Origin of the sequence: Aeromonas eucrenophila, assembly GCF_000819865.1 — a bacterium.
In the GTDB taxonomy this organism is placed as follows: domain Bacteria; phylum Pseudomonadota; class Gammaproteobacteria; order Enterobacterales; family Aeromonadaceae; genus Aeromonas; species Aeromonas eucrenophila.
The window spans coordinates 20580-34504 of the sequence record NZ_CDDF01000011.1; the positions used below are offsets into that span (position 1 = coordinate 20580).

At 64.0% G+C, this 13925-nt stretch carries 14 protein-coding genes and 1 pseudogene; 14 read left to right on the top strand and 1 reads right to left on the bottom strand.

What is annotated here, in order from left to right; all coding sequences use genetic code 11:
• Positions 1-21: 21 nt before the first annotated feature.
• Positions 22-435 carry a lactoylglutathione lyase gene (gene gloA / locus BN1124_RS10425; protein ID WP_033131567.1) on the top strand — a complete coding sequence of 138 codons (414 nt, stop codon included), beginning with the start codon at positions 22-24 and terminating at the stop codon, positions 433-435.
• A gap of 121 nt (positions 436-556) precedes the next feature.
• Here gloA and BN1124_RS10430 read toward each other — a convergent pair whose 3' ends face one another.
• Positions 557-2188, bottom strand: a complete 1632-nt coding sequence (locus BN1124_RS10430; protein WP_042641660.1) for a methyl-accepting chemotaxis protein — start codon at positions 2186-2188, stop codon at positions 557-559.
• Between the two features lie 334 nt (positions 2189-2522).
• Between BN1124_RS10430 and BN1124_RS10435 the strand changes: the two genes are divergently transcribed.
• From BN1124_RS10435 to pseI, 13 genes and pseudogenes are all read left to right on the top strand, one after another.
• The gene (locus BN1124_RS10435; RefSeq protein WP_042642325.1) at positions 2523-3452 is read left to right on the top strand and encodes a ZIP family metal transporter; all 930 of its coding nucleotides are present in this window, start codon (positions 2523-2525) and stop codon (positions 3450-3452) included.
• A 23-nt stretch (positions 3453-3475) separates the two neighbouring features.
• Positions 3476-3601, top strand: a pseudogene (locus BN1124_RS21265) (ZIP family metal transporter); the annotation flags it as partial.
• Positions 3602-3776: 175 nt separating this feature from the next.
• The gene (gene mtnN / locus BN1124_RS10440; RefSeq protein WP_042641661.1) at positions 3777-4469 is read left to right on the top strand and encodes a 5'-methylthioadenosine/S-adenosylhomocysteine nucleosidase; all 693 of its coding nucleotides are present in this window, start codon (positions 3777-3779) and stop codon (positions 4467-4469) included.
• 23 nt (positions 4470-4492) lie between these two features.
• Positions 4493-5428, top strand: a complete 936-nt coding sequence (locus BN1124_RS10445; RefSeq protein WP_156128308.1) for a cobalamin biosynthesis protein — start codon at positions 4493-4495, stop codon at positions 5426-5428.
• Positions 5421-6257 (top strand): ABC transporter substrate-binding protein, encoded by an 837-nt coding sequence (locus tag BN1124_RS10450; protein ID WP_082041546.1) that lies wholly within the window; start codon positions 5421-5423, stop codon positions 6255-6257. The genes BN1124_RS10445 and BN1124_RS10450 overlap by 8 nt, the downstream gene beginning before the upstream one ends.
• A 106-nt stretch (positions 6258-6363) precedes the next feature.
• Entirely contained in the window at positions 6364-7368 is a 1005-nt protein-coding gene (gene pseB / locus BN1124_RS10455) for a UDP-N-acetylglucosamine 4,6-dehydratase (inverting) (RefSeq protein ID WP_042641663.1), read from the top strand.
• Positions 7365-8507 (top strand): UDP-4-amino-4,6-dideoxy-N-acetyl-beta-L-altrosamine transaminase, encoded by a 1143-nt coding sequence (gene pseC / locus BN1124_RS10460; protein WP_042641664.1) that lies wholly within the window; start codon positions 7365-7367, stop codon positions 8505-8507. Before pseB ends, pseC begins: the two co-directional genes overlap by 4 nt.
• Positions 8498-9343 carry an aldo/keto reductase gene (locus tag BN1124_RS10465; protein WP_042641665.1) on the top strand — a complete coding sequence of 282 codons (846 nt, stop codon included), beginning with the start codon at positions 8498-8500 and terminating at the stop codon, positions 9341-9343. The genes pseC and BN1124_RS10465 overlap by 10 nt, the downstream gene beginning before the upstream one ends.
• The gene (locus BN1124_RS10470) at positions 9340-10095 is read left to right on the top strand and encodes a cytidylyltransferase domain-containing protein (RefSeq protein WP_042641666.1); all 756 of its coding nucleotides are present in this window, start codon (positions 9340-9342) and stop codon (positions 10093-10095) included. The genes BN1124_RS10465 and BN1124_RS10470 overlap by 4 nt, the downstream gene beginning before the upstream one ends.
• Positions 10092-11381: an aminotransferase class III-fold pyridoxal phosphate-dependent enzyme gene (locus tag BN1124_RS10475; protein ID WP_042641667.1), complete on the top strand. Its 1290-nt coding sequence runs from the start codon at positions 10092-10094 to the stop codon at positions 11379-11381. The genes BN1124_RS10470 and BN1124_RS10475 overlap by 4 nt, the downstream gene beginning before the upstream one ends.
• A complete protein-coding gene (locus BN1124_RS10480; protein ID WP_042641668.1) occupies positions 11382-12326 on the top strand; it encodes a hypothetical protein in 945 nt (314 codons plus the stop codon).
• Positions 12308-12871: a UDP-4-amino-4,6-dideoxy-N-acetyl-beta-L-altrosamine N-acetyltransferase gene (gene pseH / locus BN1124_RS10485; RefSeq protein ID WP_042641669.1), complete on the top strand. Its 564-nt coding sequence runs from the start codon at positions 12308-12310 to the stop codon at positions 12869-12871. The genes BN1124_RS10480 and pseH overlap by 19 nt, the downstream gene beginning before the upstream one ends.
• Complete coding sequence (gene pseI, locus BN1124_RS10490; protein ID WP_042641670.1) at positions 12868-13908, top strand: pseudaminic acid synthase; 1041 nt, start codon at positions 12868-12870, stop codon at positions 13906-13908. Before pseH ends, pseI begins: the two co-directional genes overlap by 4 nt.
• The last annotated feature ends 17 nt before the right edge of the window (positions 13909-13925 follow it).

Genomic DNA, 13925 nt, shown 5'->3' on the forward strand with positions numbered 1-13925 from the left:
ACCAACCTGGAGAAGCAAGCAATGAGAATTCTGCACACCATGCTGCGCGTCGGCGATCTGCAACGCTCCATCGACTTCTACACCCGGGTGCTCGGCATGAAGCTGCTGCGCAAGAGCGAGAACAGCGAGTACAAGTACACCCTGGCCTTCGTCGGTTACGGCGACGAGAAGGACGAAGCCGTCATCGAGCTGACCTACAACTGGGGCGTGAGCGAGTACGAGCTAGGCTCGGCTTACGGCCACATCGCCCTGGAAGCGGACGACATCTATGGCACCTGCGATGCCCTGCGCGCCGCCGGCGCCAAGATCACCCGCGAGCCGGGCCCCGTGAAAGGTGGCACCACCGTCATCGCCTTCGTGGAAGACCCGGACGGTTACAAGATTGAGCTGATCGCCAAGAAAGATGCGGGCGCGGGTCTGGGCCAAAGCGCCTAAGCCAGCCGCTTGCGAGCAATAAAAAAAACGGGGCCATGGGCCCCGTTTTTTTTGTCTGTGCCCGACGGTTCAGTGCGCCCCGCAACAGGGTGCACTGAATATCGGCAGCGAACTGTCAGCATCAGGCCAGGCGGAACCGCCCTATGGTCTGGCGCAGGCCGGCCGCCAGCTGGCTCAGCTCCAGGCAGGCGCGGGCGGTGTGATCGGCACCGATCGCCACCTCGTTGGAGGAGTCGTTGATCCGCTCCACGTTGCGGCCAAGCTCGTCGGAGACCGCATCCTGCTCACCGCAGGCGCTGGCGATCTGGATCGCCATGTCGGCTATCTGGGCCACCGCCTCTTCGATCTGCTGGATGCCCGAGCTGGTCTGCTCGCTTTGCACCACGCACTGACGGATCATCTCGCAGCTCTGGCCGGTCACCGCCTTCGCCTGGTTGGCGCGGGCCTGCAGGGTCTCGATGATGGCGACTATTTCGCCGGTGGAGGCCTGGGTACGGCCCGCCAGGGTGCGCACCTCGTCGGCCACCACGGCGAAACCACGGCCCTGCTCACCGGCGCGGGCCGCCTCGATGGCGGCGTTCAGTGCCAGCAGGTTGGTCTGATCGGCGATGCCGCGGATCACGTCCACCACCAGGTTGATCTGGGCGGATTCCCGCTCCAGCTCGGTCACCAGGGTGCCCGCCTGCTCTATCTCTTCGGCGACCCGGGTGATGGCCACCAGAGCCCCCTGCACATCCTGATTGCCCCGTCTAGCCAGGGCATTGGCGGAGCTGGCAGATTCCGAGGCAACCTCGGTATTGCCCGCCACATCGGCCACGGTCGCCTTCATCTGGGCCATGGCGGTCGCCACCATGGAGATCTCCTGCTGCTGGCTCTGGATCCCTTGCGCCGACTGCTCGGAGACGGCGCTCACCTCCTCGATGGCGGCGCCGAGCTGGGTCACCGCGGCCACCACCTCTTCGATGAGGCCGCGCAGGTTGTCCTGCATCTTGAGGGAGGCCCTGGCCAGCATGCCGAGTTCATCCTGGCCGATGTGCTGGCGATCCAGCTGGTGGGTCAGATCGCCGGCCGCGATGGCGTTGGCCTGGGCCACCACCGCCTGCAGCGGCAGGCAGATCTGGCGGGTGAGGAACCAGGTCATGAACCCCATGAACAGCAGCAGGGCACCTATCCCTAGGGTGGCGGAGTTGATCACCATGCTGACGCTGCCGAGCAGGCTGCCACGGTTCTCCTGCACGAAGCCGAGGTTGACGTCCACCAGACCGTTGACCGAGCGCTCCAGCTCGGCATAAGCCCCATTGGACTGAAACAGCTCATCCTTGGCCTGCGCCATGTTGCCTTGTGCCAGCAGGCTGTCGACCCGGTTGACCGCGCTCAGGTACTGTTGCCAGTGCTGCTTGGCGCCCATGAACACCCGCCGCTCGTTATCGTCCCCCACCGTCGCCTCATAGGCACTGAGGGCGCGCTCGACCTTGTTGATGTTGTCCTGGATGCGGCCACGGCGCGCCTGCAGATCGGCGGCGTCCTCGATCATCAATAGGGCAAACTGGGCGCGGCGCACATAGGATACGTCATAGAGCAGGTTCTCCACCGAGATCACGCTGGGCAGGGTGGAGTCGGTGAAATTCAGCACCCGAGACCGTATGTCGCGCAATTCGTTCGCGAGAAACAGACCGAATATCACGTTGATGACGGCAATGACCGAAAAGACCACGGCAATCTTCTTGCCGATGGAGAGATTCTTGTAAGACATGGTGGCGGTGATCCTCAACTGCTGATGAGCAGCGGTGCTGTGACGATCACATCCCTGTGAGCGATGACCCGAGAGTCCTGACGGGAAATGCAAAAAATCGCGAAAGATCAAAGGGAGGAGACCTCGCAAGGGGCGGCACCTTACCACAATCCCCCCACGGCCTCATCGCCTTTATCGATATCAATCGGCGCTCTGCGCCAGGCACAATAGCGACCGGGAGACGGCAAACTTGAGCCGATTGTCACAATCGACCCGTCCTCGTGGACAAACCGCGGGTCAGGTTATGTAATGGCGTCCTCGTCTCTTCACTCTCACTGCCCCCGAGGTCTTGTTCATGGATAACGCATCGACCCTACCATCCCCCTGGTCTGCTCAACTGCGCGAGCAGATCCAGGCTCGCCCCCTCACCGCCCTGGGGCTGCTCGTCGCCCTGATCGCCGTCTTGCTGCTCCTGCTGCAGAGCCTCGTCATGCTGGCGGCCGGTGACATCAGCCCGGGGGTGCGCTATGGCCTCATCGGTGGGGTCGCCGGTTTCGCCGCCACGGCGCTCGGTGCCCTGCCGGCCCTGTTCCTGCGCTCAGTGCCGCAACGGGTGGAGGACGGCATGCTGGGCTTCGCCGCCGGCATGATGCTGGCCGCCAGCGCCTTCTCCCTGCTGCTGCCGGGGCTGGAAGCCGCCGAGGGGATCACTGGCGACGGCTTTCTCGCCGCCGCCGTGGTGGTCGTGGGCATGACCCTCGGCGTCCTGCTGATGCTGGGACTGGATCAGTTCACCCCCCACGAGCACGACAAGACGGGCCCCTGCGGCCCCGGCCACGAGAGCTGCTCCCGGGTCTGGCTGTTCGTGTTTGCCATTGCGCTCCACAACCTGCCGGAGGGCATGGCCATCGGGGTCAGCTTCTCCCAGGGGGACATGGGGGTCGGCCTGCCGCTGACCACCGCCATCGCCCTGCAGGACATTCCGGAAGGGCTGGCGGTGGCGCTGGCCATGTGCGCCGCCGGTTTTCGTCCCTCGGTCGCCGTGCTGGTGGCCATCGGCAGCGGTCTGCTGGAACCGCTCGGCGCCCTGCTCGGGGTCGGGCTCGCCAGCGGCATGGCCATCGCCTACCCCATTGGCCTGGGCCTCGCCGCCGGCGCCATGTTGTTCGTGGTCTCCCACGAGGTGATCCCGGAGACCCACCGCAACGGCCACCAGACCTATGCCACCCTAGGGCTGATGGCAGGTTTCGCCCTGATGATGACCCTGGATACCGCCCTGGGTTGAGACGCCGGAGCCCCATGCAACCAGTGATCTCCCACGAGGTGATCCCCGAGACCCACCGCAACGGTCACCAGACCTATGCCACTCTTGCCACCCTGGGCCTGATGGCGGGCTTTGCCCTGATGATGACCCTGGATACCGCCCTGGGTTGATCCCCGGTCAGGCGCACAGCCCATGGCGCTGGCATATTTCTGCACCGGCCTCCTCCTTTAACGACCCATTCGACGGGCGGCACTCGGCGCCGCCCTTATCTTTTGCTATGATCCGCGCCAACTTATTTCGGCCAAGCGGCCGACCCCGCGCAAGACCAGATAGACGAGGTAGAGGATGAAAGTAGGTATTATCGGCGCCATGGAGCAGGAAGTTGCCCTGCTGCGCAGCCAGCTGAGCGAACTGACCACCCTGCAACTGGGTGGCTGCGAATTCTATCAGGGCCGCCTGGCCGGTAAAGAGGTGATCCTGACCCGCTCCGGTATCGGCAAGGTCGCCGCCAGCGTCGCCACCAGCCTGCTGCTGGAGAAGTTTGCCCCGGATTGCGTCATCAACACCGGCTCCGCCGGCGGTTTCGCTCAAGACCTGCACATAGGTGACGTGGTGATCGCCAGCGAAATGCGCTTCCACGACGTGGACGTGACCGCCTTCGGTTACGAGATGGGCCAGATGGCCCAACAGCCCGCCGCCTTCCCCTGTGACGAGAAGCTGATCGCCCTCGCCCAGAGCTGCATCGCCGAGCAAGGCAAGCACCAGACCAAGGTCGGCCTCATCTGCACCGGCGATCAATTCATGTGCAAGCCGGACGCCATCGCCAAGGCCCGCGCCGACTTCCCGCAGATGCTGGCGGTGGAGATGGAAGGGGCCGCCATCGGCCAGGTGTGCCACATGTTCAAGGTGCCCTACCTGGTGGTGCGCGCCATGTCTGACATCGCCGGCAAGGAGCAGGTGGAATCCTTCGATGCCTTCATCGAAGTGGCGGGCCAGCACTCGGCCGAGATGATCATCGCGCTGCTCGGCAAGCTGTGATCGACACCGCCAACCTGGCACAGATGGCCGCCTCGCTGGCTTCAACGACGGCGGCCATTTTAGTGGGTGCCGCCCTGCTGGAAGCGCTCCTGCCCTGGCCTGCCCGTTTCCGGCTCGGCGCGACCCTGCCCCTGCTGACCCGACTCGGTCGCAAGGTGCATCGCCCCGATGGCTCGCCCCGTCAACAGCTGCAGGCCGGCCTGCTGGCGCTGCTGGTGGTCTGGCTGCCCTGCGCCGCCGGGCTCTGGGCGCTGCGCAACCTCTCCCTATCCGAACCCCTGTTCGATCTCCTGTTCCTGCTGCTGATGCTGGAATCACGACCCCTGCGCGAGCTCGCCAAGGCGACCCGGGCCCTAGCGACGCAAGAGACCCTGGTGGTGGCAAGGCTGCAGGTGGCGCCTTGGCTCAAGCGCGAGACGGGTACCCTGTCGGTGATGGGATTGAACAAGGCGGTGAGCGAAAGCTGTGTGCTGCGACTGGTGGGCCAATGGGGCGGTCCCTTGCTGGGCTTCGCCCTGGCCGGGGTACAGGGTGCCCTGCTCTGGCGCCTCGCCCATCTGATGAATCAGGGCTGGAGCCCGAAACGGCCCGAGTTTGCCCATTTCGGCCGCCCCGCCGCCGCGCTCTATCAGGGGCTCTGTGCGCCCGCCATCTTGCTGCTGACGCTGCCGCTGTGTTTGAGCCAGCTGCGCCAACTGGGCAGCCGACTGCGCGCGGCCCTGCATTGGCCCTATCCGGCCATGGGCTGCCTGCTCAGCCTGCTGGCGCAAGCCACGGGCAACCGGTTGGGGGGGCCTCGTTATTATCAGGGACAGCTCGTGCGCTTCCCGGTGTTTGACGCCGGCGCCGACCCCGTCGCCGACTCACCACAGCGCCTGCTCCATCGCCTGTTGCTGATAGGTTGGGGCTGGCTGGCGCTGGCACTGCTGCTCACCCTGCTGGAGTTGTCTCGTGGCTAGCCGCTTCGACCTGCGCGCCCTTGGCGTTCTGCTTTGCCTGCTCTGCTGGCCGCTCTCGGGCTTGGCCCAACCGCCGCAGCGGATCATCAGCCTCACCCCCCACCTGACCGAGCTGCTGTTCGACATAGGCGCCGGGGATCGCATCGTCGCCACCGACGATGCCTCCGATTTTCCCCCCGAGGTGAAAACCCGGCCACAGGTTGCCAACTACCGCAGCATCAACCTGGAAGCCCTGCTGGCCCAGAAGCCGGATCTGGTGGTGGCCTGGCGCTCGGCCCAGTCCCGCATGCTGGCCCCCATAGAGCAGCTCGGCATTCCGGTCTTCTACTCGGAGCCGACCGACTTTGCCTCCCTTGCCGACGAGATGCGCCGCCTGGGCAAGTTGCTCGGTGTCGAGCAAACCGCCGATGCCCGGGCCGATGCCTATCTGGCGCGGCTCAATGCCCTGAAGAGCCGTTATGGCCAACCCAAGCCGGTATCGGTGTTCTACCAGCTCTGGACCCCGCCGCTGACCAGCGTCAACGATTCGACCTGGCCGGGTCAGGCCATTCACCTCTGCGGTGGCACCAATGTGACCGCCGGTGCCAAGACCCCCTACCCCCAGATCGGACTGGAGCAGGTGATCAAGGCCAACCCCCGGCTCATCCTGGCCGGCAGTCAGGATCCCGCCGTGCTGACCCACTGGCAGCAGTGGCCCATGCTGGACGCCGTCAAACACAGCCAACTCAAGCTCATCAACCCCGATGAGCTGCACCGCTTCACCCCCAGAGCCCTCAACGCGGTGGAAAAGGTGTGTGAGGCCATAGCGCAGGCCAACCCGGCCCCCTGAGCCACATTCCTATCGCGAGTCTGCCGCCAGGATGCCGAAAACGGGTTCTGGCACAGAATATGCTTTTAATTTTCGCAGACACACACCTTCATCATGGGACACCAACATGTTCAACGGAAAAACGATCCTGGTCACCGGGGGTTCCGGCTCCTTCGGCAAGAAATTCATCGAGACCGTCCTCTCCCGCTATACCCCCAGCCGCCTGATCGTTTATTCCCGTGATGAGCTCAAGCAATTCGAGATGCAGCAGCGTTTCAACCACCCCTGCATGCGGTATTTCATCGGTGATGTGCGAGACGCAGAGCGGCTTAACATGGCCATGCACGGCGTGGACTTCGTGGTCCATGCCGCCGCCCTCAAACAGGTGCCCGCCGCCGAATACAACCCCATGGAGTGCATCAAGACCAACGTGGGGGGCGCGGAAAACGTCATTAAGGCGGCGCTCAACAACGGGGTCGAGAAGGTCATTGCCCTCTCCACCGACAAGGCCGCCAACCCGGTCAACCTCTATGGCGCCACCAAACTCTGCTCCGACAAGCTGTTTGTCGCCGCCAATAATATGGCGGGCAAGAACCCGACCATCTTCTCCGTCGTCCGCTATGGCAACGTGGTGGGTTCTCGTGGCTCTGTGGTGCCCTTCTTCGACAAGCTGATCAGAGAGGGCGCCAGCCATCTGCCGATCACCCATGCGGAGATGACCCGCTTCTGGCTCACCCTGCAACAGGGGGTCGACTTCGTGCTGACCAATTTCCAGCGGATGAAGGGAGGGGAACTCTTCATTCCCAAGATCCCGTCCGTGCGCATCACGGATCTGGCCAGCGCCATGGCGCCGGAACTGCCGCAGGAGATCATCGGCATTCGCCCCGGCGAGAAGCTGCACGAGGTCATGTGCCCGGCCGACGATTCCTATCACACCTTCGAGTTCAAGGACTATTACGTGATCTCCCCGAGCATCAGTTTCAGCAGTCGCAACAACGACTTCACCACCAATGCCGTTGGGGAAACGTCCACCCTGGTCGAACCCGGTTTTGAATACAATTCCCTAAACAATCAGCACTTTCTGTCGATAGACGAATTACAGATGATGAACCAGCAGGTGCTAGCCGAATGATCCCCTATGGACGCCAATCCATCACAGATGATGACATCGATGCCGTTGTTGCCGTCCTGAAGTCGGACTATCTCACACAGGGTGAGGCGGTCCCCGCCTTCGAGCAGGGGCTGGCCGATTATTGCCAGGTTCCCCATGTGGTCGCTTGCAACAATGGCACCACGGCTCTGCACCTCGCCTGCGCCGTACTGGACCTTGGGCCCGATGACTGGGTTTGGGTCTCTGCCATCAGCTTCGTCGCCTCCGCCAATTGCGCCCGTTACTGCGGCGCCCAGGTGGATTTTGTTGACGTGGAGCCCGATACCGGCAATCTCAGCGTGGCGGCGCTGCGCGCCAAGCTGCAGGCCGTTCAGGGCACCCCGGCCCGGCCCAAGGCGCTGGTCGCCGTGCACCTGGCGGGTCAGCCCTGCGATCTGGCGGAAATTGGCGCCCTGTGTCGGCAATATGACGTTCACCTGATTGAGGATGCCTGCCACGCCCTGGGCGCCAGCTATCAAGACAGCCCCATCGGCAGTTGCACCCACAGCGACATGACCGTCTTCAGCTTCCATCCGGTGAAACCCATCACCACGGGGGAAGGGGGCGCCGTCACCACCCGCGATGCCGCGCTGGCCGCCAAACTGCGGCTCTATCGCAGCCACGGCATCACCCGGGATCCCGAGCAACTGAGCTCGCCCAGCCCGGGTGGCTGGTACTACGAGCAGCAGGTGCTTGGCTTCAACTATCGTCTGACCGACATCCAGGCCGCGCTGGGTCTGAGCCAGATGAGCCGCTTGTCCCACTTTATCGACCAGCGCCAGCAGCTGGCAGCCCGTTACGACGAGCTGCTGACCCGGCTGCCGGTAACGCCACTGCGTCAATGCGAGGATCGTCGCTCCGGCTACCACCTCTACGTGATCCAGGTTGCCGACCGCGACCAGGTATTTGCCCGCCTGCGAGACGCAGGCATAGGGGTCAATGTGCATTACATGCCCATCCCGGCCCAACCCTACTACCGTGAGCTAGGGCAGGATCCCGCCAATTACCCCGGCGCCCAGGCTTACTACCGTCAGGCCATCAGCCTGCCCCTGTTCCCCACGCTCTCTCTGGCCGATCAGGACAGGGTCATCCAGGCCCTGGAGCGGGTGCTATGCGCCTAGCCCTGGGCACGGTGCAATTTGGGCTCGATTACGGCATCAGCAATCGGGCAGGCGAGGTCGCGGATGGCGGGCTCGACAGCATACTGGCCCTGGCCCGTCGCCTCGGGATAGATACCCTGGACACGGCGCAAGCCTATGGTAATGCGGAGTCACGGCTCGGCAGTCGGCAGACCGCCGACTTCACTATGGTGAGCAAGCTGGCCCCAGGCACCTCGGCCACCAATGTCGTGGCCTGCGTCGATGACAGCCTGCAGCGGCTCGGCCGCGCCAGGCTGGATGGCCTGCTGCTGCACCGCAGCCAGGATGCCGGCCCGGCGCTGTTCGAGCGGCTCAAGGATCTGCAGCGACAAGGCAAGGTGGGCAAGCTCGGCGTCTCCGTCTATTCACCGCAAGAGCTCGAACACTGGCTCGAAGAGGGTCATCCCCTGCAACTGGTGCAACTGCCCGCCAACCTGCTGGATCAGCGCTTCCTGCGCGCGGGCTGGCTCGATCGGTTGCAGGATATGGACTGCGAGATCCACGTCCGTTCCCTCTTCCTGCAGGGACTGCTGCTGATGCAGCCGGCGCTGCGCCCGGCTTATTTCGAGGCCTTCGCCGAGCCGCTGGCGCGGCTGGACAATTGGCATCCCCATCTCTCCCCCCTCGTCAAGGCGCTCTCGCTGATAGCGGCCCTGCCGCAGGTCAGCCGCTTCGTAGTGGGGGTCTGCCATGCTCATGAGCTGGCGGCCATAGGCGCGGCCCATGGTCATCTGCCTCAGTGGCCCGACACCGAGCTCGCCGGCCTCGCCTGCGACGATCCCGCCCTCATCAATCCGGCCATGTGGACATCATCATGATCCTCGGAATCTTGCAAGCCAGGGCGGGCTCCAGCCGGCTGCCCGGCAAGGTGCTCAAACCCTTGCTGGGCGAACCCATGCTCGCACGTCAGATTGAGCGGCTCAAACGCGCGACACGGTTGGATCAGTTGATGGTCGCCACCAGCGATCAGGCCGACGATGAGGCCATCGCCCTGCTTTGTGAGCGACTCGGTGTTCCCTGTTTTCGCGGTCCCCTGGACGATGTGCTGGCACGTTTCCACCTGGCGGCCCAGCCCTTTGCGCCCAGCCATGTCGTCAGGCTGACTGGCGACTGCCCGCTGGCGGATCCCGAGCTCATCGACGAGCTCATCGAACTGCATCTGGCTGGCGGCTATGACTACAGCAGCAACTGCTGGGACCCCAGCTACCCGGATGGGCTGGACGCCGAGATCCTGAGTGCCGGCACCCTCAACCTGCTGGCCGAGCAGGCCCATAGCCAGGTTCAGCGTGAACACGTCACCTACTACATCCGGCAACATGAAACGCAGTTCAACATAGGCAAGCTGGCACGCCAGCCGAGCCTGTCTCATCTGCGCTGGACGGTAGATGAACCCGCCGATTTTGAGCTGATTGAACAGATTTACGGACAGCTTTACCCTGCAAACCCAGCATTTACCACTAACGACATCCTCAATTTGCTGGCTCGGGCGCCATATCTCGCGACCCTGAATACCCGGCATCAGCGCAATGAAGGGCTGGCAAGCTCGCTGGCCAAGGAGAAGCACCCATGACCTCACGTTATCAGCATTCACTGGCACTCTCCGCCCGGGCAGAGCAGAGCATTCCCCTGGGCTCCCAGACCTTCTCCAAGAGCCGTCTCTGCTTCCCCTACGGCGCCGCCCCCCTGTTTATCGAGCGCGGTGAAGGCGCAACGGTCTGGGACGTGGATGGCAACCAGTACCTGGATTTTGCCAGCGGCCTGCTGGCCATCAGCCTGGGCTACTGTGACCCGGACGTGAACCAGGCCGTGCTGGAGCAGCTCAACCTGGGCTCCATCTTCTCGCTGCCTCACCGGCTGGAGACCGAAGTGGCGGAGCAGCTTATCGAGCTCATCCCCTGCGCCGAGATGGTGCGCTTTGGCAAGAACGGCACCGACGCCACCTCCGCCTGTATCCGCCTCTCCCGCGCCGTGACCGGCCGTGAGCGAGTCGCCGTCTGTGGCTACCACGGCTGGCAGGACTGGTACATAGGCTCCACCACCCGCCACCTGGGGGTGCCCGAGTGCGTGCGCGAGCTCACTCATCGCTTTGACTACAACGATCTGGCCTCCCTGCGGGCCCAGCTCGAGGCTCACCCCGGCGAATTTGCCGCCGTGATCCTGGAGCCCATGAACGTCGCCTGGCCCACGCCGGAGTTTCTGCCCGGCCTGCGCCAGCTGTGCGATGAGCACGGTGCCCTGCTCATCTTCGATGAGACCATCACGGGTTTTCGCTTCCACCTTGGTGGTGCCCAGACCCTGTTCGGCGTGACCCCGGATCTCGCCGCCTTCGGCAAGGGGATGGCAAACGGCTTCCCCATCTCGGCCGTGGTGGGCCGCCGCGAGCACATGAGGCGCATGGAGGATATCTTCTTCTCAGGCACCTTCGGCGGCGATGCCATCGCCCTGGCGGCCGCCAACGCCGTGATCAAGAAGATGCGTCGACTGGATGTGCCCGCCCGACTGGCCGAACGTGGACAACAATTGCTTAGCGAGCTCGATGCCTTGCTGCAGAGGCTGGATGCCCCGAGCTGGCTGAAAAGCGCCGGCCACCCGAGCTGGAGCTTCCTGCTCATCGCCGATTCCCCCAACCACTCCAGCTGGCTGCTCAAGAGCTACTTCATTCAGGAGCTGTGCAAGCGCGGGATCCTGAGCCTCGGCAGCCACAACATCAACCTGGCGCACGGTGAAGCCGAGGTCGCACGGTTGCTCGAGGTCTATGCCGAGGTGCTGCCCGCGCTGATCCGTCTGGATGCCGAGCACGCCATCCACGAGGCCCTGGATGGCGAGCCGATCCAGCCCGTCTTCAAGGTGCGCTGAGTGCTGCCACTCTGGATCTTCTGTGAAGGGGACAAAGCGCGGGGTCTGGGTCATCTCAGCCGCTGCAGCGCCTACGCCGCCGCCTGGCAAGCCCAGGGGGGCGCAGTCCATTGGGTAGTGGACGGGGATGAGTTCGCCGGTTCCCTGCTCGAGGGCGAAAGTGTCAGCTGGGAGGCGTGGCAGGATAAAAACGTCCCCCCACAGAACGCAGTCGCCATCGTCGACTCCTATTCGGCGAGCCTGGCCACCCTGGAGAGTATCTCGGCCGGCTTTGTGCGAGTCATCTACCTCGATGACACCAGGCGGTTGGCCTACCCCGAGGGGCTGGTGATCCATGCCAGTCCCGGCGCGCCCGACCCTCAGCCGGGCGCCGCCATCTGGCAGTGGGGACCGAGCTGGCAGCCGCTGCGCCCGCCATTCTGGTCGGTGCCCGCCCGCACTCGGATCTCCGCCCGTATCGAACGCATCCTGATCATCATGGGAGGGACAGATATCCGGGATCTGACCCCGGGGCTGGTGGCCTGGCTGCATCGTCATCACCCCGAGGTCGAGCTGGAGATCATCACCCAGAAACATGACCCACGGCTCCTGGAATACAGACAGCACCATCGCCTCGACGCCGGGCAGATGGTTGAACTCATGTCCCGCTGCGATCTCACCATCAGCGCTGCCGGCCAGGTTAGCTACGAGCTGGCCCGCTGTGGCCTGCCCGGCCTTCTCATCGGGGTCGCCGACAATCAGGCCGATCAGCTCGCCGGCTGGTGCGGCCCGGACGGCTTCGTCTCGGGTGGTTGGTGGCATGAGGAGGCATTATATACCCAGCTGGCGCAAGGCCTGACCTTGCTCGGTAGCCAGGATGAACGGGCCAGACGAGCCCGGGGGCTGCAGGCGCGGATGAGCGGAAATGGCACCCTGGAGGCCCTCGCATGGCTCAACCAGCGCTAGATCTGCAACGAAGCGTCGAGCTGGCCGGGCTGACACTCCTCCCCTTCTCCACCCTGAGTGAGCCGCAGACACTGATGGTTTGGCAGATGCGCAACCACCCGGATGTCGCCCACTGGATGAGCTCGGGAGGCGAGATCCCGCTGGAGGCTCACCTGGCCTTCATGGCACGCCAGCAGCACGAGACCCGCAACTTCAACTACCTCTGCCTAGATAGCCAGGGCCCCGCCGGGGTCGTTTCCCTGCACCAGCTGGACTGGCACAACCGTATCGCCAGGCTCGGCATCTATCGCAACCCCTCCCGGTACGGGGAGAGCCTGGGTGCGCGCCTGCTGGCGGCCGTCGGTCAGCTGGCATTCGATATTGCCCGGCTGCACACCCTCAAACTGGAGGTGGCCGCCGACAACGAGCGAGCCATCCAGGCCTATCAAAGAGCCGGCTTTCGCCACGAAGGCGCCTGGCGGGAAGCCGTCTGCCGCCCGGATCAACACCGCTTTATCGATCTCCTGCTCATGGGGATCACCGAACAGGAGTGGAGACACCCATGACACTAGCCCTGGCTCAAGCCATCAATCCGAACCGATGCTTCGTCATCGCCGAACTGTCGGCCAATCATGGCCACTCCCTGGAGACGGCGCTGGCGACCGTGCGCGCCGCCAAGGCGTGCGGCGCCGACGCCATCAAGATCCAGACCTATACCGCGGACACCATCACCCTGGATTGTGACAACGACTATTTCCAGATCAAGCAGGGAACCATCTGGGATGGCACCACCCTCCATAAGCTGTATCAGCAAGCCTTTACCCCCTGGGAATGGCATGCCGCCATCCAGGCCGAGGCACACAGGGAGGGGCTGGTCTTCTTCTCGACCCCCTTTGATTTCACTGCCGTCGATTTCCTGGAGAGCCTCGAGGTGCCGCTCTACAAGATCGCCTCGTTCGAGATCACCGACATACCCCTGATCGAATACGCCGCCAGCAAGGGCAAGCCGATGATCATCTCGACCGGCATCGCCACCCTTGCCGACATAGATGCGGCCGTGCAGGCCTGTCGGCGCATGGGCAACCAGGACATCACCCTGCTCAAGTGCACCTCCTCCTACCCGGCCCCGGCCGAGGAGGCAAACCTGCTCACCATGCCCAACCTGGCACAGACCTTCGGGGTCAAGGCCGGGCTGTCGGACCATACCCTGGGTCATGCCGTGGCCATCGCCGCCACCGCCCTCGGTGCCAAAGTGATCGAGAAGCACTTTATTCTGGATCGCACCATCGGTGGGCCCGATGCCTCTTTTTCGATGACACCCAGCGAGTTCGGCTCAATGGTTGAAGGAATACGGCAAGCGGAAGCGGCGCTGGGCGAGGTTAGCTACCACCTCAACGAGAAGGCCATGCTGAGTCGGCAATTCTCGCGCTCCCTCTTCGTCTGCGAGGCGATGAAGGCGGGTGAGGCGTTCACCCCGCAAAATCTGAGATCCATTCGCCCCGCCCACGGCTTGGCGCCTGTCCACCTGCCATCCCTGCTCGGCCGCCACGCCAGCCAGGATATTCAGGCCGGCACGCCCATGAGCTGGTCACTGGTTTCCTGAACCACCGAGGAGCACGA

Bases quoted from the DNA above. Each gene is read 5' to 3' on its own strand.
- gloA (WP_033131567.1), top strand. From the start codon at position 22: ATGAGAATTCTGCACACCATGCTGCGCGTCGGCGATCTGCAACGCTCC.
- BN1124_RS10430 (WP_042641660.1), bottom strand. From the start codon at position 2,188: ATGTCTTACAAGAATCTCTCCATCGGCAAGAAGATTGCCGTGGTCTTT.
- BN1124_RS10435 (WP_042642325.1), top strand. From the start codon at position 2,523: ATGGATAACGCATCGACCCTACCATCCCCCTGGTCTGCTCAACTGCGC.
- mtnN (WP_042641661.1), top strand. From the start codon at position 3,777: ATGAAAGTAGGTATTATCGGCGCCATGGAGCAGGAAGTTGCCCTGCTG.
- BN1124_RS10445 (WP_156128308.1), top strand. From the start codon at position 4,493: ATGGCCGCCTCGCTGGCTTCAACGACGGCGGCCATTTTAGTGGGTGCC.
- pseB (WP_042641663.1), top strand. From the start codon at position 6,364: ATGTTCAACGGAAAAACGATCCTGGTCACCGGGGGTTCCGGCTCCTTC.
- pseC (WP_042641664.1), top strand. From the start codon at position 7,365: ATGATCCCCTATGGACGCCAATCCATCACAGATGATGACATCGATGCC.
- BN1124_RS10465 (WP_042641665.1), top strand. From the start codon at position 8,498: ATGCGCCTAGCCCTGGGCACGGTGCAATTTGGGCTCGATTACGGCATC.
- BN1124_RS10470 (WP_042641666.1), top strand. From the start codon at position 9,340: ATGATCCTCGGAATCTTGCAAGCCAGGGCGGGCTCCAGCCGGCTGCCC.
- BN1124_RS10475 (WP_042641667.1), top strand. From the start codon at position 10,092: ATGACCTCACGTTATCAGCATTCACTGGCACTCTCCGCCCGGGCAGAG.
- pseH (WP_042641669.1), top strand. From the start codon at position 12,308: ATGGCTCAACCAGCGCTAGATCTGCAACGAAGCGTCGAGCTGGCCGGG.
- pseI (WP_042641670.1), top strand. From the start codon at position 12,868: ATGACACTAGCCCTGGCTCAAGCCATCAATCCGAACCGATGCTTCGTC.